At 43.8% G+C, this 20,491-nt stretch carries 14 protein-coding genes; all 14 read left to right on the top strand.

All coding sequences use genetic code 11. The annotated features are described in order from the left end of the window. On the top strand, positions 1 to 832 hold an 832-nt coding region (locus LX69_RS07500; protein WP_146260670.1), incomplete at its 5' end, for a response regulator. Positions 833 to 1,307: 475 nt separating this feature from the next. Next, entirely contained in the window at positions 1,308 to 3,059 is a 1,752-nt protein-coding gene (locus tag LX69_RS07505; RefSeq protein WP_111445214.1) for a glycoside hydrolase family 43 protein, read from the top strand. 349 nt (positions 3,060 to 3,408) lie between these two features. Then, positions 3,409 to 4,074 (top strand): hypothetical protein, encoded by a 666-nt coding sequence (locus LX69_RS07510; RefSeq protein ID WP_111445215.1) that lies wholly within the window; start codon positions 3,409 to 3,411, stop codon positions 4,072 to 4,074. A gap of 1,099 nt (positions 4,075 to 5,173) precedes the next feature. Further along, complete coding sequence (locus LX69_RS07515; RefSeq protein WP_111445216.1) at positions 5,174 to 7,090, top strand: alpha/beta hydrolase-fold protein; 1,917 nt, start codon at positions 5,174 to 5,176, stop codon at positions 7,088 to 7,090. Between the two features lie 10 nt (positions 7,091 to 7,100). Then, positions 7,101 to 7,298: a hypothetical protein gene (locus tag LX69_RS07520; protein WP_111445217.1), complete on the top strand. Its 198-nt coding sequence runs from the start codon at positions 7,101 to 7,103 to the stop codon at positions 7,296 to 7,298. A gap of 323 nt (positions 7,299 to 7,621) precedes the next feature. Continuing rightward, complete coding sequence (locus LX69_RS07525) at positions 7,622 to 8,461, top strand: sialate O-acetylesterase (RefSeq protein WP_221621305.1); 840 nt, start codon at positions 7,622 to 7,624, stop codon at positions 8,459 to 8,461. Between the two features lie 255 nt (positions 8,462 to 8,716). Continuing rightward, positions 8,717 to 10,285 carry a carboxylesterase/lipase family protein gene (locus LX69_RS07530; protein WP_111445218.1) on the top strand — a complete coding sequence of 523 codons (1,569 nt, stop codon included), beginning with the start codon at positions 8,717 to 8,719 and terminating at the stop codon, positions 10,283 to 10,285. Between the two features lie 279 nt (positions 10,286 to 10,564). Then, the gene (locus LX69_RS07535; RefSeq protein ID WP_221621306.1) at positions 10,565 to 11,752 is read left to right on the top strand and encodes a glycosyl hydrolase family 8; all 1,188 of its coding nucleotides are present in this window, start codon (positions 10,565 to 10,567) and stop codon (positions 11,750 to 11,752) included. 714 nt (positions 11,753 to 12,466) lie between these two features. Continuing rightward, positions 12,467 to 12,766: a TlpA family protein disulfide reductase gene (locus tag LX69_RS07540; protein WP_111445220.1), complete on the top strand. Its 300-nt coding sequence runs from the start codon at positions 12,467 to 12,469 to the stop codon at positions 12,764 to 12,766. Between the two features lie 67 nt (positions 12,767 to 12,833). Continuing rightward, on the top strand, positions 12,834 to 15,428 hold the full coding sequence (xyl3A, locus tag LX69_RS07545; protein WP_111445221.1) for a xylan 1,4-beta-xylosidase: 2,595 nt from the start codon (positions 12,834 to 12,836) through the stop codon (positions 15,426 to 15,428). Positions 15,429 to 15,719: 291 nt separating this feature from the next. Further along, positions 15,720 to 16,826, top strand: coding sequence for an alpha/beta hydrolase-fold protein (locus LX69_RS07550; RefSeq protein WP_111445222.1), 1,107 nt, complete (start codon positions 15,720 to 15,722; stop codon positions 16,824 to 16,826). A gap of 80 nt (positions 16,827 to 16,906) precedes the next feature. Then, positions 16,907 to 18,073: an alpha/beta hydrolase-fold protein gene (locus tag LX69_RS07555; RefSeq protein ID WP_185741703.1), complete on the top strand. Its 1,167-nt coding sequence runs from the start codon at positions 16,907 to 16,909 to the stop codon at positions 18,071 to 18,073. A 245-nt stretch (positions 18,074 to 18,318) separates the two neighbouring features. Continuing rightward, positions 18,319 to 18,741, top strand: a complete 423-nt coding sequence (locus tag LX69_RS07560) for a hypothetical protein (protein ID WP_111445224.1) — start codon at positions 18,319 to 18,321, stop codon at positions 18,739 to 18,741. A 332-nt stretch (positions 18,742 to 19,073) separates the two neighbouring features. Then, positions 19,074 to 20,447, top strand: a complete 1,374-nt coding sequence (locus LX69_RS07565; protein ID WP_111445225.1) for a glycoside hydrolase family 43 protein — start codon at positions 19,074 to 19,076, stop codon at positions 20,445 to 20,447. The last annotated feature ends 44 nt before the right edge of the window (positions 20,448 to 20,491 follow it).

Genomic DNA, 20,491 nt, shown 5'->3' on the forward strand with positions numbered 1-20,491 from the left:
TGTTTCAAAATCAGAGGCATTGATTGAACCTTCGTTTGAATTAACAGATCAAACCCGCATTGAAGAGGTTGAAGCCGAACCCGAAATGAAAATTCTCATTGTTGAAGATAATGACGACCTTTTGCTGTTTATGCAGAGTGCTTTGTCGCACGACTTCAAAGTTTATACCGCAGTTAACGGCGTTGAGGCTTGGGATCAAATAGGGCGATATATGCCCGATTTGGTGGTGTCGGATATCATGATGCCCGAGATGGATGGGTTTGAATTGTGTGAAAAAATCAAATCGACCTACGAAACTTCACATATTCCGGTGGTGTTGCTCACCGCATTATCTGAGAAAACCGAGCAGCTTCGCGGATTAGGTTTGGGCGCCGACGATTATCTGACCAAACCTTTTGACATTACTTTGTTGATTGGTCGCATCAAAACCATTATCCTCAATCGGCAATTGGTACGCGACAGGGCGTTGAAGGTGCTCAAGGGCGATACTGTTGAGCCAATCATGGCCAATGAGTTAAATGATAAGTTTATGAAACGGATGCTCGAGGTGATTAAAGAAAATCTCTCGAACACCCAGTTTACCAAAGAAGAGTTTGCAACGGCCATGAACGTGAGTTCATCGTTGCTATACAAGAAAGTCAAAACACTCACCAATCTTCCGCCCAGCGAGTTTATTAAGATGGTTCGTCTCGATTCAGCATTAGAGATGCTGAAAACCCGTCAGTATACCGTGACGGAGGTGAGCGAAATGTGTGGGTTTGCCACTGTGGGGTATTTCAGTACCGTTTTCAAAAAGCATTATGGTAAATCGCCCACCGATGTCATCGAATAGCATGACATTGGATTTCTGTCACAGAGCCTCCCGGTAAATGCCGTGAGGCTTTTTTCTTTTTCCATTACGGTGGTTTTCTGATTCCGGAAGGTGAAGAGGGTGGGGGGAGGGAATAAAAAACCGGTTTTTTTGGGGAAAGATTCTTTAATACCAGATTCATAAGTTTTAAAATTAGATTTTTCAATAGTAAATATTCGTATCCCCACTCTGATTGTGGAAATTTGTATGGGCATTGGGTGTTGGGTTAAGTTGCATGTTTTGAGTGTGATGTGTTGTGTTTGTTGTGCGTTTGTATTGCTTTTTTATTGATGTGTCTCAAATTGCAATAGGTATGTCTAATATTAAAACTCCGATAGCGGGGTTCATCCTAATTTTATCCAACGTGTGAGATGAGGTTTAAAATACTATTACTCATTTTATATGGAGTCAAATCACATGAACAATGGATATCGTTTAAAATAATAAATAGGATGCAATGAAGAATTTTCAATTTCCATTCCTTACCAAAGGACAGATGTTGCTGTTTGGGGCAGCAATGACCCTTTTTGCGGGAGTCGATGCGCAAAGCAATGCCAAAAAGGGAAAACCAGGAACCAATGTTCCGGTATTTTCGAAGGTCGAATATAAGGGAGATGACCAGGTGTATAAAGATTTTCCTTTAAAGGCCGATGAATTTTATAACCCGATACTGCAAGGGTGTTATCCCGATCCGGCGATTACCCGTAAAGGTGATGATTACTATCTGGTGTGTTCTACATTTGCCATTTTTCCGGGTGTACCCATTTTTCATTCAAAAGATTTGGTCAACTGGACACAAATTGGTCATGTGCTCGATCGTCCTTCACAGTTAAAAGTTCACGACACAGGCATTAGTGCAGGGGTATATGCACCGGCCATTAAGTACAATCGCAATAACGATACCTTCTACATGATCACCACCCAGTTTGCCGGCGGATTTGGCAATATTGTGGTGAAAACGCAAGACCCCCTCAAAGGCTGGAGTGATCCGTATAAACTGAAATTTGAAGGCATTGACCCGTCGATGTTCTTTGATGAGGATGGGAAAGCCTACGTGGTTCATAATGATGCACCGGATAAGGGCACGGAGTTGTATAACGGACATCGTGTCATAAAAATTTGGGAATATGATTTGGCCAACGACCAGGTGATTGCAGGAACCGATCAAATTATTGTGAATGGAGGAACCGATATCAATAAGAAACCCATTTGGATTGAAGCACCTCATATTTATAAAAAGAACGGCCGATATTATTTAATGTGTGCTGAAGGAGGAACCGGTGGATGGCACAGTGAGGTGATTTTTGTGAGCGACAGTCCCAAAGGACCTTATGTTCCGGCACCTAACAATCCTATTTTGTCGCAGCGATATTTAAACAATCATAGAGCCAATAAAGTCGATTGGGCAGGGCATGCCGATTTGGTAGAAGGACCTGACGGGAAGTATTACGGTGTGTTCCTGGCCATTCGCCCCAACAATAATAATCAAGTCAACATTGGCCGCGAGACGTTTATTTTGCCGGTTGACTGGTCGGGTGAATTTCCTGTGTTTGAAAACGGGTTAATTCCGATGGAGCCTAAGTTAAAGATGCCTAAAGGAGTGGTTAATAAAACCGGTCAGGATGGTTTCTTCCCCAACGGCAATTTCACTTTTACGGATAATTTTAACAATCCCAAACTCGATTATCGTTGGGTTGGCTTGCGTGGTCCTCGCGAAGCGTTTGTGTCGGTGGTGAAAAACGGACTTCAAATTTCCCCTTTTGCAGTGAATATTAAAGAAGTGAAGCCGACTTCCACGCTTTTCTATCGCCAGCAACACAGTAATTTTTCGTTTACGACTGCAATGAGTTATCAGCCTTCTTCTGAAAATGATTTGGCCGGATTGGTTTGTTTGCAAAGCGAGAAATTCAACTACGTATTTGGCTTGACTAAAAAGGGCAAAGACACTTATGTGGTGTTGCAACGCACCGAAAAAGGCACCTCAAAGATTATCGCCTCTGCTCAAGTGGCCGTGAAAGGGGCTGTGAGTTTGCAGGTAAAAGCAGAGGGAGACAAATATCAGTTTGCATATTCACTCGATGGTGACAATTATTTAAATGTGGGTGGAATTGTATCGGGTGACATACTTTCGACCAACGTTGCCGGTGGGTTTACAGGTAGCATGATTGGATTGTATGCCACTTCTGTGAACGACGCCAAACCTGAATAATCTTTTTTTCTGTGTCGGAGGTGAGATGTCGACATTTATATTGCTGATTTGAGTGAAGGCTGTTCTACAATGGTAGAACAGCCTTTTTTTTCGTGGGTTGTCGGAATAAAAAATGAAGACTGCGGAGGTTCAATTTCTTCTGAATTGCTCTTTTTCGCTTGTAAACTGCATTTTGTTTTTCGTTTTTTTTAACTGAAACTGCCTGAAAGTCTAAAAATAGAAATGAAATGTCTAAAAACGTAAATGAAATGTCTAAAAACGTAAATGAAAAATGTGCGTTGCACTTAGTTTTGTCGTGTTCACGTACGGAACGAAATCAAATTAGTTTAAACATTAAAAAAAAGAAATCATGAAAAAAAGTTTACTATTAGTTGCAGTGTTGTTTTCTACTGTGATTGTATCGGCAAAAACATCTGTGAGTTTGGTTAGCCTTCAACGGGCTGATGGAATTGTTTATCGTTTTGATAGTAATAACAAGGATTTGCCGGCTACTTTAACTGTAAATGGAGGTTATACTTTAGTGATTGGTGCTAATAGTGGTTTTTCAGAAACTGACTATTATGATTTAACTGCTTATGATGGGATTGAAACAAAAATGACTTTTGCTGCCTCTGAAATTGGTAAAACAATGGCATTGCGTTTTGTGATGCTGGATCCAGCTACCTCAACAGCAGCTGAAGTGGTTAAAACCATTACCATTGCTTCAACTTCAGAAACAGTATATTTTGATTTTGCCAATGATGGTGCAAAGTCACATAAATTATGGGCTGTTAAAATTCCATGGTCTAGTGCCGCCTTTGAAGTGACGTTTGAATCAATGGATGTAATTTCGAATTCAGGAGCCAATTCAGTTGTTGATTTGATTAATTCAGAAGATCCCAATCGTTTGGTAGACGTATATTCCATCACCGGAAGCATCGTACGTCAAGCCGTTGAGTTTTCACGTGCCACCGAAGGTTTAGGAAATGGTTTGTATGTCATCGATGGCAAAAAAGTTTGTGTGAAGAATAATTAATACGGCTTTATTGCTTTATAAATTAACCCAAGGGATGTCTAATCCCTTGGGTTTTTTCATGTTCATTTATTCCATCTGGTGTACATGAAGAATGATCTTTGAATTCTTTTTTAGTAACATGGTGAATAAGATGCTATGTAGATGGAGGGGGAGTGTTGTTTGCCGATAAGTTCGTTATTGTAGGGTGTGAATTATTTTAAATAGATGATTGTCGTGTAACCGATAATCGATTATTTGTGTTATGAATGGTTAAACATGTTTCCACATGTCTGTCATCGTTCATCGAAGTGTATGTAACAAACATTGACAGCTGCAATATCGTATTCCGAAAGCACTGATGTTTTTGAATGCAAGGCAATGATATGTGTTCGAATGTAATGAATGATGCATTGACAGTGTCAACATCGTGTTCCGAAATCTCATCAATGTATTTCAGCAGGGTAATGATGCAACGCCGAACTTCGTGAAAGATGTTCTGTAGGTTAAATATTGTCGTCCTGATGTTCTGAAAGATGCTTCTGAAGCGCTGAATGATGGTGTTAGAGGGGGGCGATCATTCTTCTAATGTGTGAAATAAATGTTCTGGAGGTTCGTTAATGACCTCCTTAGCCACAATTAAAATCTTCTACGCATTGATGGATGGATGAGCCAATGCTTTTATTGATGTCAAATTATAATAGGAATAGCTTCCAGATGTGTTGATTGATCGCTTGCACACGATGTTACTGTGTTGAATGGAAAATGTGTCTTCTTTTGTATGGTCTTGATGCCTTTGCATGGTTGAGATATGATGGGCTGATGCAGGGAAATGGCAATTTTACTGTTATTGATTTGGATTGAAATTGATGCTCTTTGGTTATTTTTTACTCTTTTTAATGAATGAAGGATGGGTTCTTTTGTAAGTTGCATTGATAGAGTGTTTTGTGTTTTTGTTGATTGTCATTTTTTAATATGGGTTAACGAATTGTCTGAAATTATAAGTTGAATGTCTGAATTTAAAAGTCGTTCTGAGTGATTCACATTAATTTTATTCAAATTATTTGATATACCTGGGTGTATCGGGTTATCGTTGGGAACGAAATTTTAAAAATATGCTTCAATGAATCAACGAGTTTTTCTTTTGGCAGCTTGTTTGTTAATGTCCTGTATGGCTTGGGCACAGGACGATTTTGTGGTTGCACCCAATGGTTTTGATGTCGTACAGCAAGGCATCGCTTGCGGTCGGATTGATACTGTTGCCTATTCATCGACCACAGTTGGTGTAAGCCGCAAAGCATTGGTATATACCCCTCCCGGTTTTTCAAAAAACAGAAAATATCCTGTATTATATCTGTTGCATGGCATTGGTGGCGATGAGTATGAGTGGTTTCGTCATGGTCAGCCCCATGTGATTCTTGATAATCTGTATGCTCAAAATAAATTGACACCCATGATTGTCGTACTGCCAAATGGCCGGGCGATGAAGAATGACCGGCCTGAAGGAAATATCTTTGACAAAGAAAAGGTGGAAGCCTTCTCTACGTTTGAAAAAGATTTGCTCAATGATTTGATTCCATTTATTGAAAAAAAATATCCTGTACTCAAAGATCGAGAACACCGAGCTCTAGCCGGGTTATCGATGGGGGGCGGGCAGTCGTTGAATTTTGGCCTTGGGAATTTAGACCATTTTGCCTGGGTAGGCGGTTTTTCGTCGGCACCTAATACCCGCGAACCGCAAACCTTGATGCCTCATCCCAAGGAAGACGCAGCCCGCCTTAACCTTTTATGGGTGTCGTGCGGTGACAAAGATAACCTCATGCATGTGTCGCAACGCACGCATGATTATTTGTCTCAACATGGTGTGCCTCACATTTTTTATGTTGAGCCCGGATACCATGATTTTCAGGTGTGGAAGAACGACTTATATCACTTTTCACAGCTTTTGTTTAAACCGGTTGATGCTCGACTTTATGAACGCTACCGTCGTGCCGGCAGACGTGCTGAAACAAACATCCGATCGTCGCAATATCCGCAGATGCTGAGCGATGGTCGCGCTGTGTTTCGTTTAAAAGCACCCGATGCGCAACGTGTTCAGGTTGATCTGGGCAAAAAATATGACATGACACGCAATGACGAAGGAATTTGGGAAGTAACCACCGATTCGCTCTCCGAAGGATTTCACTACTACTCTATGCTTATTAATGGGGTTGCAGTCGCCGATCCGTCCAGCGAATCGTTTTACGGAATGGGGCGCATGGCTTCGGGCATTGAAGTTCCTTTTGCCGGTGATGGCTATTATTCGCTTCGAAATGTCCCGCACGGAGAGGTACGCATGAAACGTTATTATTCATCGGTGACCAATTGTTGGCGACGGATGTTTGTATACACACCTGCAGGTTATGATCAGCAACCCGACCGGTCATTTCCGGTTCTCTATCTTTTGCATGGGGGGGGTGAAGATGAACGAGGCTGGTCACAGCAGGGAAAAACAGACTTAATTATGGATAACCTGATTGCCGATAAAAAGGCCGTGCCGATGATGGTGGTGATGTTGGACGGGAATATGCCCTTGTCACCCTTCGGCGAGGAGAGCCTCAAACTGTTTGAAGCCGAATTGATGCAATGTGTCATTCCTTTTGTGGAATCCAATTATCGTGTTGATTCATCGTCAAAGAGTCGTGCATTGGCCGGTTTATCGATGGGGGGCTTGCAAACGTTATATGCAGGGGTTCGTAATTCGACGCACTTTGCTTATTTAGGAGTTTTTAGTTCAGGATGGTGGGCCAATCAGCCGGCTTTGTCTGACCCTCATTATGCTTTTATTCGTGAGCATGTTTCCGAAATCAATAACAACCTGCGTTCATTCTGGATTGCGATGGGCGGCAAGGAAGACATCGCGCATGACAACTGTAAAGTGATGCTGCAGAAATACGATGACCTGACACTTCGTTACGTCTATAGTGAGTACCCCGGCGGGCATACATGGCCGGTGTGGCGAAATAACTTGTATTGTTTTGCCCAATTGCTCTTTAAATAATGATGTGATTATGTCTCTTGTTATAGATGTGATCTCAGCCACATCGTTGCCGGTGTTGATTGATGGCGCTCAGGTTACTAAGGTTGAACAATATATGCGGGATGCAATAGATACGGAAGATTCTGTATATGATTTGATGGGACGACGTGTTTATCATCCTCAGAAAGGGGTTGTATATATTAAAGATGGTCAACGGATAATCTTTTAACCATTCAATATTTCTCTTCGGTGTTTTGAGGGGGGGAGAGCCTTCTGTGGTTTGCTGTGTTTTGTTGTTGATGTGTTCGTTTGTTAGTTTGTGTTTGTTAGCAACTTGCATGGCTATCAGTTGGCTTTCTTTCCCGCCATCGATTTTTGTTTGACGAGTGGGATTTATTGATCGCCTGTCATATTGGAATAAATGGTTCGTGGCTGGGATAAGATTCATTTTGCGTCTCTGTGACGATGCGTTTAAATGACATTTTGCTGATATTTTGCAGTAATGCTTCTTTGTCTTGAATCTTGATACTGATGTCTTAATACTTTTTTAAAATGAATATTCAAGGAATGATTTCACAATTGATGGTTTTAATGGCCATTTGCTGTTATAGCACACAATCCATTGCCCAGGATCCTAATTTTCACATATATTTGTGTCTGGGACAATCGAATATGGAGGGGAATGCCCGTTTTGAAGCTCAGGATACCGTTGGGGTAGATGAGCGATTTCGGGTGATGGCCGCTGTGAATTGTCAGGAGTTGAATAGACGCAAAGGGCAATGGTACAATGCTGTGCCACCGTTGTGTCGGTGTCATACCGGGTTGACGCCTGCCGATTATTTTGGACGGACATTAGTGGCTGCATTGCCCGAAAACATTAAAGTGGGAGTGATTAATGTGGCCATTGGGGGCTGCCGAATTGAGCTGTTTGATTGTGAGAACGCCTCAGCTTATATCGCCTCGAGCCCCGATTGGCTCAAAAACATGGTGAAGGATTATGAAAATGATCCTTATGGACGTTTGGTAGAGATGGCTCGTCTGGCTCAAAAAGAAGGCGTGATCAAGGGGATCTTGCTGCATCAGGGAGAATCCAACACCGGAGATGCCGATTGGCCACGCAAGGTGAAACTTGTGTATGATAATTTAATGCGTGATTTAGGTTTGGATGCGCAACAAGTACCTCTACTGGCTGGCGAGATGGTAAGTGCTGCTCAGGGGGGCAAATGTGCTTCGATGAATGCCATCATCGCGACGCTGCCACAAACCATCCCCAATGCACACATTATTTCGTCGGAGGGATGTGAGGGAAATCCTGATCAGTTGCATTTTACTGCTGAAGGGGTGCGTGAACTTGGGAAACGCTATGGGGAGATGATGTTGAAGTTATATTAGTCTTTTGTTAGGCAGAATGGCAGTGTAGCTAAGTATGAGCGTGCATGAGTTCATGAATGCAAAAGTGCAAAAGTGCAAAAGTACAAGTGTGAATGAGTTCAGAAGTGCAAGCATACAAAGGTGCAAGAGTGCATGAGATCAAAAGTTCAGAAGTGAAAAAGTACAAGAGTGCATGAGTGATGTTATGGTAATAAACTAAATACGAAGCAAACCTAAAGTGATCCTTTGGGGATTCGGTGAATTAACTATAAACAGATGAAATTAAATTTGTTATTATTGATTGTTGGGGTATGTGCTGTATCCTTTTCGTGTTCGTCGCTTGAGCCGGGACAAGTCAGGGTTGACGGAGGTGTCATTCAGGGGGTTGTGACCGATGATTTGACCATCTATAAAGGAATTCCTTTTGCAGCCCCCCCTGTTGGTGACTTGCGATGGAAAGCACCCCAACCCCTCAAGGCCTGGGAAGGGGTAAAGCAAACCATTGATTTTGCACCCGCTTCCATGCAGGGAGGTCAGCCGGCATCGGGAAGGAGTGAAGATTGTCTGTATCTGAATGTATGGACGCCGGCGAAATCGGCCAAAGAGAAATTACCCGTCATGGTTTGGATTTATGGTGGGGGGTTTAGTTTTGGATCGACCTCTGATCCTGTTCATAATGGAGAGCATTTGGCACGTAAAGGTGTGGTATTGGTCAGCATTGCTTATCGTGTGGGGCAACTTGGTTTCTTGGCGCACCCCGAATTGAGTGCTGAAAGTGCTGAGGGTATTTCAGGTAACTACGGTTTGCTAGACCAAATTGCCGCATTGAAGTGGGTGCGCAACAATATCGCTGCTTTTGGTGGTGATCCCAATCGCGTAACCATTTTTGGTGAATCGGCCGGAGCTATTTCGGTGAGCATGTTGTGTGCATCGCCATTGGCAAAAGGGTTATTTCATGGAGCGATTTCGCAAAGTGGGGGGTCGTTTGGGCCAACGCGATCAACGACCTATCCGGGTGAGAACATGAAAACTTTGAAGCAAGCCGAGGATGATGGTGTGGCTTATCTGAAAGGTTTTGGACTCACCTCTATTGCTGATTTGCGGAAGGTGGAGGCCGAAAAACTCATTCCACAAGGCTGGACCATGCCGGGAGGGTGGCCCATTGTGGATGGGGTGGTGATTCCAGACGATCAACATTTGTTATATCAGGCCGGTCGTTATAATGATGTGCCGGTGCTGTTTGGTTACAATTCTGATGAAGGGTTGAGTTTTCCTGCCGGTCGTACACCATCTGAATATATTGAAAATGTAAAGAAACGATTTGGGCCTTATGCCGATTCACTTCTTCTTGCTTATCCCGTTGGCGAAAAGGAAGTAGGACGCACGGCGCGTAATTTGATGCGTGATGCAGCTTTTGGATGGCACACCTGGAGTTGGGCACGTCTTCAATCACAAACCGGAACGTCAAAAGTATATTATTACTATTTCGATCAACATCCGCAGTATCCCGATAATTCATCACAAAGCGATCATGGAACGCCTCACGGGGTGGATGTGCCTTATGTCTTTAAACATATAAGCGATGATCAACCTTTTATGAGCAGCAAAACAGATGTTCAAATTTCTGATATCATGGCCAATTATTGGACCAATTTTGCCAAAACGGGTGATCCCAATGGCAGCGGTTTAACATCATGGCCTACATTTACCGAAAACAATTCCAATGTCATGTATTTGGGGCCAGGTGCTTCCGTTGGACCTGTGCCCGATGAGACTTCGTTAAAGGTGTTGGATGGTTATTTCGAGTGGCGTCGTTCGCCCGAAGGGATCATGTGGGCAAAATAGTATATTTCTGGCCATCGGGGTGTTTTGTGAATAAGTAAGTGTTAATAGTATGGACAGATGGTGATTTTGTGGAATTTTATCATTGTCTGATTTAGCCCTGATGGTCAGGAATTTTTTTGAGTGCATTTATTGTAGCAGTGCGATGGTTTTCTGTTTGAGGATGAAAAATTGGTTGTCAGTCGATAAAACGTTTTGTTCGAGTATATGAAAAAATGTATCGTTGTTTGCTTTGTTCTTATGGGATGTGTTATTGTGCAATCTCAAATTCAATCAAATAAGATGAAACCATCAAATGGTGCCTTTCATACCCATGAATACCCCAATTTGTTTTTAGAAGCCGGCTACGCTCAGTCCGAGATTGATCAGAAAGTCGATAAAGCATATCATGATTTGTTTGAGGGACCCAATCGCATCTACTTTGAAGTTGGAGATTCAATGGGATATGTCTCGGACTTGAAAAATCACGATGCCCGCACTGAAGGGATGTCGTATGGCATGATGGTGGCTGTGCAGTTAAATAAAAAAGAGGTGTTCGATCGCATCTGGCGTTGGTCAAAAGCTTATATGCAGCATCAACAAGGGCCGCGTGAGGGGTATTTTGCCTGGAGCATCCATCCCCAAACCTTAAAGAAAAATGCCGAAGGCTCAGCTTCGGATGGCGAACTATATTATGTGACGGCATTGTTGTTTGCATCTAATCGCTGGGGCAACGATACGGGCATCAATTATTATGGCGAGGCACGACGCATTTTGGATGCCATGTGGAAAAAGGACGGAACTGGTAGTGTTTATCATTTATTCAATATCGAGCATAAACAAATATCGTTTGTGCCCGAAGGGAGAGGTTATTTGTGGACTGACCCGTCGTATCACTTGCCTGCCTTTTTAGAAATATGGGCTGAATACGCCAAAGATGGTCATGAACAGTTTTATCGCGATTGTGCCGATACCTCACGTGTTTTTCTGCATCGTGCCTGTCATCCGGTGACCGGACTGAATGCCGATTATACCGAGTTTAGCGGCAAGCCGTTTTCAGCGCCATGGATGCCGGCTGCATTTCGTTACGATTCGTGGCGCGTTCCCATGAATGTGGCCATGGATTTTGTGTGGTATCATAAAGATGTGCAGTGGCAGACCGATTATGCCCGTCGCTTTCAGGCGTTCCTGCGTTCTCAGGGCATTGATACTTTTGTGGATCAATATAATTTGGATGGGTCAACGCCTGATTTTATTCTTCAGGCCGGCGAGTTTAAGAAGTTAAGGCATTCGTTGGGCTTGATATCTACTGCGGCTTGTGCTTCCTTGATGTTACGTGATGCGCAAAGCATGGCGTTTGTGCATAAGGTTTGGAATGCCAAACTTGAACCTTATGAAGACGTTTATTTTGATCCCTATTATGATGGTTTGCTGTATCTCTTTAGTTTGATGCATTTGAGTGGGAAATATCAGGTGATTAATGCTGATTGAGTTTGAGTAATGTACTCATATTTCAATGGGGTCGTTTTAGGGAAAATTCAGTTTTTGTGTTTGTCGATTGATCTGTGAAATCATGCCAAAGCAATGAATGATAACTTGCTTATCAATGTCGTTTAGTTCGTGACAAGCGAATAAAAGACAAGAAGAAATTTAGACAGCAGACAGATAGATTAGACTGTGAAGACGACAGATCTAAATATCTTTCCTTATCTCATCATCTGTCTCACAATCTTGCGTCTTCTTCTCTTAACTTAAAAACATTGACTTGCATATTGTGATAGAATTTGAGTGATTGGGTTATATTAAATGAAGACAGGAGGGGGGATGTGACAATCTTCCCTCCGTTTTTTAATACACGTATTATAAGGTATGGCAATCAATGTGCGAATTCTTTCGCTGATGAAGTTGAAAAATTGGAAATGAGCAATCGGCTGACTGTTTGTATGGTGATGCGGGATTGTATCGATGCAAATTGAATGGAGTAATGCTTCTTTGCCAACCTTATGGTACATTTATCATTGATGGTCATTTATTTGGCTTTATTTCTCCCCTTTTTTGATGGGTTATTGATCTTGATGATTCAAAAATGTCTGAGATTATAAACTCAATATCTGATTTTGATGGTCGATGAATTAGAGACAATGTACTTTTATTTATGAATCAGCAACAACCACCTGTGGTCCATGCGTGGGAAACATTAAACGAATGAAAGAAACTCGCAAGAAGTATGACAGTAACCCTGACTTTGATTTTATGTTCATTACCGATCAACGTAGCTCTCCCGAAAATGTATACAACGATTTGGTGGAGAAGCAAGAATTGAAGAACACCCACCGAATCACAAATGACGACTTTAATCAGTTAAGACAGTTATTCCGTTTTAATGGCATTCCGCGTTATGTGGTGATCGACGCAAAGGGTGATGTGATGAATGACAATTTCGAGATGCACAATTTTGAATTTGAATTGGGTAAATTATTTCCGTCATACATCAGTCAGAAGTGATTGTGATTGATCTTTTTTTCAACGGACTCACGTTTGGTGTGTGACTGAATTGTAAATATTTTGAAACATGAGAAATAGACTTTTATTGATTGTCGCCCTGTTCATCTCAGTAACACTTAAGGGACAAGTGTGGCCATATCAAAACCCCTCTCTGAGTTTTGAAGAACGAGCCAAAGACCTCATTTCGAGGCTGACCATCGAAGAAAAAGCCGCGCTGATGTGCGACCAGAGTGATGCCATTCCCCGTTTGGGAATCCGCAAGTTCAACTGGTGGAGCGAAGCATTGCACGGCTACGCCAACAACGACAGCGTGACCGTTTTCCCCGAACCCATCGGCATGGCAGCATCGTTCAACGATGCGTTGCTGTATGATATTTACAATGCCGTGTCCGACGAAGGACGTGCAAAGTACCATCAGCATTTGCGTCGTGGCAACGAGAACAAACGTTTCCTCAGCCTTTCGGTGTGGACACCCAATGTGAACATCTTTCGTGATCCCCGCTGGGGACGCGGACAGGAGACCTATGGCGAAGATCCCTACCTGACATCGCGCATGGGTGTGCAGGTGGTGAAAGGGTTGCAGGGGCCTGAAGATGCCAAATACCGAAAATTGTTGGCTTGTGCCAAACACTACGCCGTTCACTCTGGGCCTGAGTGGAGTCGTCATGAGCTGAACCTCAATAATGTGAATCCACGCTTGTTTAACGAAACCTATTTGCCGGCATTTAAAGCTCTTGTGCAAGAAGCCAACGTGCGCCAGGTGATGTGTGCCTATCAGCGACTTGATGATGAGCCCTGCTGTGGCAGCACCCGTTTGTTGCAACGCATCCTGCGTGATGAGTGGGGCTTTAAACACATCGTGGTATCGGACTGTGGTGCCATTACGGACTTTTATACCACACACAAGGTGTCGTCAACGCCGGTGCATGCAGCCTCCCAAGGCGTGTTGTCCGGTACTGATGTGGAGTGTGTGTGGGAAAATTATCCCTACAAAACCCTGCCCGAAGCCGTTGAACGAGGTCTGATGAAAGAGGAGGAGATCAACAAGAGCCTGATGCGCGTGTTGATTGGTCGTTTTGAGGTGGGCGATTTCGATGATGACGCTCTGGTGCCATGGGCGCAAATTCCTGCTTCGGTGTTGAATTGCGACAAGCATAAACAGTTAGCTTACCAAATGGCACAACAGAGCATGACGTTGCTTCAAAACAACAACAATATTCTGCCGTTGTCCAAATCGATGAAAAAAATTGCCGTGATTGGTCCTAATGCTGCCGATGAAGAGATGTTGTGGGGTAACTACAACGGTACACCCATTCATACAATTTCTATATTGAATGGCATCAAATCGAAAATTTCGGAAAATAAAATCTTCTACGACAAAGGTTGCGACCTGGTGGAGGACAAAGTGACCGAAAGCTACTTTTCGCAACTCTCGTTCGACGGGAAACGGGGTTTCACGGCTACTTACTGGAACAATCCTGCTCGTGAGGGCAATGCCGTGATTTCGCAACAAATCATCACACCCATAAAAAAAACCACTGCCGGGCAACACGAGTTTGCCTCGGGTGTGAAACTCGAAGGGTTTTCAGCTTTGTTTCAAGCTGAATTCACGCCTAAAGTTTCCGAAGAGTTGGTGTTCAAAGGCGGAGCCACGGGGTATTTTGAATTGCTGGTGAATGGCCAGCAGTTGCAGATGTACAACAATTGGCGCACGTTGCCGGGACGCATCCCCTATCAGTTTGAAGCCGGGAAAAAGTATCACATCGAACTTCGTTACGCCCAGCTCAATAACTGGCAAGCCAACATTGAATTTGATTTTGGCAAGGAAGTGGATGTGGATTACACCGAATTGGTTCGTAAGCTCAAAGGCATCGAAACCGTGGTGTTTGTGGGTGGTTTGTCGGGTAAGCTCGAAGGTGAGGAGATGCCTGTTTCGTATCCCGGATTCAAGGGAGGCGACCGTACCGATATTGAACTGCCGGCTGTGCAGCGCAACTGTCTCAAAGCATTGAGAGCAGCCGGTAAGAAAGTGATTTATGTCAACTGCTCGGGGGCAGCCATTGCCCTGCAACCCGAAACGCAAAGCTGCGACGCCATCCTGCAGGCATGGTATCCCGGTGAAATGGGCGGACTGGCTGTTGCCGATGTGTTGTTTGGCGATTATAATCCCGGCGGAAAGTTGCCTGTTTGCTTTTATAAAAATTCCGACAAACTGGGCGATTTTGAAGATTATTCCATGAACGACCGTACTTATCGATACACCACCGATTATTTGTTTCCTTTTGGTTTTGGTTTGAGCTACACGAGTTTTCAAATAGGCAAGGCCGGCATCAGTCAATCAAGTATTAAGGCCAATGAGAAAGTAACGTTGACCATTCCTGTGAAAAATACGGGCAAGCGAGCCGGAACTGAAATTGTGCAAGTGTATGTGCGTAAGGTGAACGATGTGGATGGTCCGCTGAAAACTCTGCGAGGTTTTCAACGCGTGGAACTGGCACCTGGAGAATCACAATCTGTCAGCATTGAACTCACGCCGTCATCGTTTGAGTTTTATGATTGGAGCCTGCGGCAAATGGCTGTGACTCCGGGACAGTACGAAGTATATTATGGTAACAGTTCGGCTTCCGAAGCTTTGCAAATGACCATGGTCACCATTCAATGATCTCCCTTTAGTGACTCATCCATGGTGGCGATGGTGTCTTGGTCATTATGGTGGGTTTTTGTTCAATTAAGAGATATTGTTCCATTTAGAGAAGAAAATGATCGTGTGTTTGATGGATGATAAGATGAAGAAATCATTTTTTAGGTGAATTCTTATGGTCTCATCACTCTCTTCTAACTGTCTTTAGTCTAATCATCTTCTCGTCTCTTTTGTGAATCGCACTGACTAAGCGACCTTGAATGATCAGATATCAACCTTATTGTTTTTATAAACCAAATTAATGATTGAATCATGAAACAAAAACGAACCACTGTTCTCATCATGGCTTTGGCCATGGCCGCCGGCATGCATTGTGCCCAGGCTCAAATCGCCATTGTTGAAGATTTTAAACCCACCCCGGTGAATCAACCCGGCAGTCCATTTCCGCAAGTTAATTCCGAAGGTCGTGTGCGCACCCAAATTCTCGCACCCGATGCTAAACGCGTGCAACTCGACATTGGTGCTGTGAAATATGAGATGGTGAAGGACGAAAACGGGGTGTGGACCGGTGAATCGGCGCCCCAGGATGTCGGCTTTCATTATTATCAACTGAACATCGACGGCGCATCGGTGCCCGATCCCGGCAGTTTGTTTTTCTTTGGAGCCTGCCGTTGGGGCAGTGGCATCGAAATCCCTTCGGACGATCAGGATATCTTTGCCTTAAAAAATGTACCTCACGGTCATGTGCACGAAGTGTTGTTTCCATCTAAAAGTACCAACACCTCGCGACGGGCTTTTATTTACACCCCTCCCGGTTACGAACAAGAGACATCTAAACGCTATCCGGTGCTTTATCTTCAACACGGTTATTGCGAAAACGAATATTCATGGCCCATGCAGGGACGTGCCAACCTGATTATGGATAATCTCATTGCCGAAGGTAAGGCCAACCCGTTTATTATTGTGATGACTTACGGGATGACCAACGAGATTAAGTTTGGTGGCTTGCGCGATTTCGACATCAAACCCTTTCAAACTGTTTTGGTGGATGAGTTGATTCCGTATGTAGATACTCACTTCCGTACTTTGGCCGATCAAAAACATCGTGCCATGGCCGGCCTTTCCATGGGATCGATGGAGACAAAAACCATTGTGATGAATCGCCCCGAAGTGTTTTCGCACATCGGTTTGTTTAGTGGCGCTCTTTTTCAGCCCGATGAGGTGAAAAACAAAGCCAATGTGAAGTTGATTTTTCAAAGCACCGGAAGCAAAGAACGCCCCGATGCCGTGAAACAGTCCACCGAAGCTCTGAAACAAGCCGGCATCAATGCAGCCTGGTATGTGTCGGAGGGAACGGCGCACGAGTTCCACACCTGGCGACGCAGCTTACACCAGTTCGCCCAATTGTTGTTTAAGTGAGATAGGGGTTTGGAGCTCATTCTCTGTGACGTCGTACATAAGTCTTGATACTTGTGTCTTGCGTCTCTAAATTTATGCTGATGATAGTAAATAACTTAAAGATTTTGTCCATGGCCATTGCGATGGTGATGGGCAACATCACTTTTGCGCAAACAGCAAAAGTGAACGACGATTTTAAACCATCGGAAGTGAACCAACCCGGCAAACTTTACCCGCAGGTTAATTCACAAGGGTGTGTGCGTGTTCAAATATCGGCACCCGACGCTAAAATGGTGCAGCTCGACATTGGCGGAGTGACAAACAACCTGGTGAAAGATGGCAACGGCCTTTGGACAGGGGAGTCGGCGCCCCAGGATCCCGGGTTTCACTACTATCAGTTGAATGTCGATGGTGCTTCGGTGCCCGATCCGGGCTCAAGATATTTTTACGGTGCCGGTCGATGGGGCAGTGGCATTGAAATACCTGCTGACGACAGCCATATTTTCGCGTTGCAGGATGTGCCCCACGGCTTGGTCAGCGAGCTGAACTATTTTTCGAAACACACGGGGTTGATGCGGCGTTGTTTTGTTTACACCCCGCCGGGATATGAGGCCGATGCCAACATGCGTTATCCAGTTCTGTATTTACAACATGGTAGTTTTGAAGACGAAACCGGATGGATCGGTCAGGGAAAGGCCAACTTAATCCTCGATAATTTAATTGCCCACCACAAGGCGTTGCCCATGATTGTGGTGATGGACAATGGTTATGCCTTTAAACCCCTTGCGAGTGCCGATGGCAATGCCCGTCCTGCTTCGGTATTTGAAGAGGTGATGATGCAGGAGATTATTCCCTTGATAGATTCCCGATTTCGGACTGTTGTCCATCGTGATCATCGTGCCATTGCCGGACTCTCGATGGGAGCCAATCAAACCATGCGCATCGCCATGAATCATCTGGATCACTTTGCATGGTATGGCGGTTTTAGCGGCACGGCCAATTACCCCAGTGCCCAGCCCATTGATGTGGATACTTTTTTAGACGGGAAATTCAAAAACGGCTCGTGGGTCAATCAACAGTTGCAGCTGCTGTGGTTGGGCGTGGGCACCAAAGAGGAGCCTGTCTTTCCTAAGTCTATCGGTGCGTTTCGAAACATGTTAGAGCAACAAGGTATTCGCCATGTCTTTTATGTATCGCAGGGAACTGCACATGAGTGGCACACCTGGCGACGATCGTTGCATCAATATGCACAATTGGTATTTAAATGATAGGAACCTGTCTGTTCGCGAAGCCATGAACCGGATTACAATTCTCAATTTCTAAGTATTGCATCACATGATGGATTATCAAATTTCTTGTATGTCAATATTGGGTGTTGTTCTGATGATATAGGTGTGCTTGTTTGACGTTGAGTTTGCTTAACTGTTATTTCGGGTGGTTTCAACGGATAATGAAATGTATTTTTTTGTGTGAAGCAAGTCGGTTGCTGAACCCTTCTTGTATTTGTTAAATCATGTTCACATTAGTAATTTTTATAATGGATCAAAATCAAATGTTTAGTATGAATGGCATTTTTTCAAATGGCTTTGCCTCTTTGTTTATGAAATTGATATTCGTGATCATTATCGCCTATCTGGTCATGATGGTTATTAATTTTTTAAGGGATAAGTTCATCAATAAAGAGCCGATGTTCCAAAAAAATGACATCGGTGAATTGTTGCAGATCTTGTATAAGGTGTTTATTTTCTCCGGATTAGGATTTATGGTAGGAAATATTGTTCAATTTTTTTTCACTCAACGCCCCCAATATGCGGGTAACATCGGTGCCTCTATGATTGTCAATAATAATTGGGATGATTTGAAAATTGGAATCATCCTGATTTTTATTGCGATCGGGTTTAATGCTGCTCGCATAATTCTTGATAAAAGGAAGTGATGGTTGGTGTCTGGTTTCATTTTCAAAACAAGTATCGCTGAACTGATTGATGATGTTATCTCCTCTGAATGATCTTGTTATGCCGATTTGGGAAGCGAAATTTATCCGACTCAAGTCTTAATAGATATCATCTCAGCGACTTTATTACAACTATCTAACTCCTCTGGGGTTATCTGTTTTTTTATTTAAACGCAAGTCGTTACAAATAAACTCAGCGCCTTTCTTGGTATAGCCAAGCGACTGCGTCGATTAGCGCCTCAGCGTTTATCTATCTCTCTGCTTCTATATAAAATCACAATTCGTTCTCTGAATCATATTAAAAACATTAATATATGAACCTCTTTTCGAAACTCTCCTGGATGGGGACATTGTTGTTGGGGACATTTGCCATTCAGGCACAAAACCCCATTGTTCAAACTTATTTCACGGCCGACCCGGCGCCCATGGTGCATGATGGTACGGTGTACCTGTACACATCGCACGACGAAGACTCTACGGTTAACAACTTCTTTACCATGTACGATTGGCGCTGCTATTCGTCGAAAGATATGGTGAACTGGACTGACCATGGCGCTGTGGCTTCGCTCAAAAACTTTAAATGGCTCGATAAAACCAATGGCGCATGGGCTGTGCAGTGTATCGAACGTAATGGCAAGTTTTACTTGTATGTGCCCATTCACGGTGAAGGCATTTCGGTGTTGGTGGCCGATGCCCCTACCGGGCCGTTTCGTGACCCTCTGGGCAAACGACTCATCGAGAGTGATCATCTTTGGCAGGATATTGACCCCACGGTGGCCATCGACGATGATGGGCAGGCTTACCTCTATTGGGGAAACCCCAGTTTATGGTATGTGAAGCTCAATGAGGATATGGTGTCGTACGACAAAAGCATTGGCGATAACGGCATCGTCTCCATCGAAATGACTGCCGAAGCCTTTGGAGCCAAAACCGGTCGCGATGGAAAGCCAGGCACCACTTACACCGAAGGCCCCTGGTTTTATAAGCGCAATGGTTTGTTTTATATGGTGTATGCTGCTGAAGGCATTCCCGAATACATTGCCTATTCCACCGCAACATCGCCCATGGGACCCTGGACGTATCGTGGGCACATCATGAAACGTGCCGATCATTTGGCGTTTACCAACCATGCCGGCATTATTGATTTTATGGGTAATTCCTATTTCTTTTATCACGACCATTCATTGTCGAAAGGGCAAGGCTTTAAACGTTCAACAAGCGTGGAGCAATTTGCTTATAATGCTGACGGAAGTATCCCCCTGATTACCCCAACCAAAACCGGCATCACCCAAAGTGTGGCCAATCTCGATCCTTATAAACGAGTAGAAGCCGAAACCATTGCCTGGAGTGAAGGGGTGAAAACGGCAGGCAACAGTCAAACCGGCGTATATGTGACCAAAATCGAGAATGGCGATTATCTGATCGTACGCAGCGTTGATTTCTCTTCGGGCGCCAAATTGGTCGAGGCAATGGTTTCGCCCCTTTATGGCGGTAAAATCGAAATCCGAATCGATAAAATCGACGATCCCGTGGTTGCAACAATCATCGTTGATCCACAAGGCGGAGGGGGTAAGTGGAAAACCGTTTCGGCACCCGTTTCCAACCTGAGCGGTGTACACGATGTCTATTTCGTATTCAAAGGCGAAAAAGATTTGTTCGACTTCGACTGGTGGCAATTTTCAAAATAATGATTCAGATTCATTGTCGGTTTTAAGCAAGATTAATATTTAAT

This window comes from Breznakibacter xylanolyticus (assembly GCF_003254275.1).
Taxonomy (GTDB): Bacteria; Bacteroidota; Bacteroidia; order Bacteroidales; family Marinilabiliaceae; genus Breznakibacter; species Breznakibacter xylanolyticus.

What these genes read in the sequence shown, in the direction of transcription:
- LX69_RS07550 (WP_111445222.1), top strand. Translation starts at nt 15,720, where the DNA reads ATGAAACAAAAACGAACCACTGTTCTCATCATGGCTTTGGCCATGGCC.
- xyl3A (WP_111445221.1), top strand. Translation starts at nt 12,834, where the DNA reads ATGAGAAATAGACTTTTATTGATTGTCGCCCTGTTCATCTCAGTAACA.
- LX69_RS07565 (WP_111445225.1), top strand. Translation starts at nt 19,074, where the DNA reads ATGAACCTCTTTTCGAAACTCTCCTGGATGGGGACATTGTTGTTGGGG.
- LX69_RS07555 (WP_185741703.1), top strand. Translation starts at nt 16,907, where the DNA reads ATGATAGTAAATAACTTAAAGATTTTGTCCATGGCCATTGCGATGGTG.
- LX69_RS07535 (WP_221621306.1), top strand. Translation starts at nt 10,565, where the DNA reads ATGAAACCATCAAATGGTGCCTTTCATACCCATGAATACCCCAATTTG.
- LX69_RS07510 (WP_111445215.1), top strand. Translation starts at nt 3,409, where the DNA reads ATGAAAAAAAGTTTACTATTAGTTGCAGTGTTGTTTTCTACTGTGATT.
- LX69_RS07525 (WP_221621305.1), top strand. Translation starts at nt 7,622, where the DNA reads ATGAATATTCAAGGAATGATTTCACAATTGATGGTTTTAATGGCCATT.
- LX69_RS07540 (WP_111445220.1), top strand. Translation starts at nt 12,467, where the DNA reads ATGAAAGAAACTCGCAAGAAGTATGACAGTAACCCTGACTTTGATTTT.
- LX69_RS07530 (WP_111445218.1), top strand. Translation starts at nt 8,717, where the DNA reads ATGAAATTAAATTTGTTATTATTGATTGTTGGGGTATGTGCTGTATCC.
- LX69_RS07515 (WP_111445216.1), top strand. Translation starts at nt 5,174, where the DNA reads ATGAATCAACGAGTTTTTCTTTTGGCAGCTTGTTTGTTAATGTCCTGT.
- LX69_RS07560 (WP_111445224.1), top strand. Translation starts at nt 18,319, where the DNA reads ATGTTCACATTAGTAATTTTTATAATGGATCAAAATCAAATGTTTAGT.
- LX69_RS07520 (WP_111445217.1), top strand. Translation starts at nt 7,101, where the DNA reads ATGTCTCTTGTTATAGATGTGATCTCAGCCACATCGTTGCCGGTGTTG.
- LX69_RS07505 (WP_111445214.1), top strand. Translation starts at nt 1,308, where the DNA reads ATGAAGAATTTTCAATTTCCATTCCTTACCAAAGGACAGATGTTGCTG.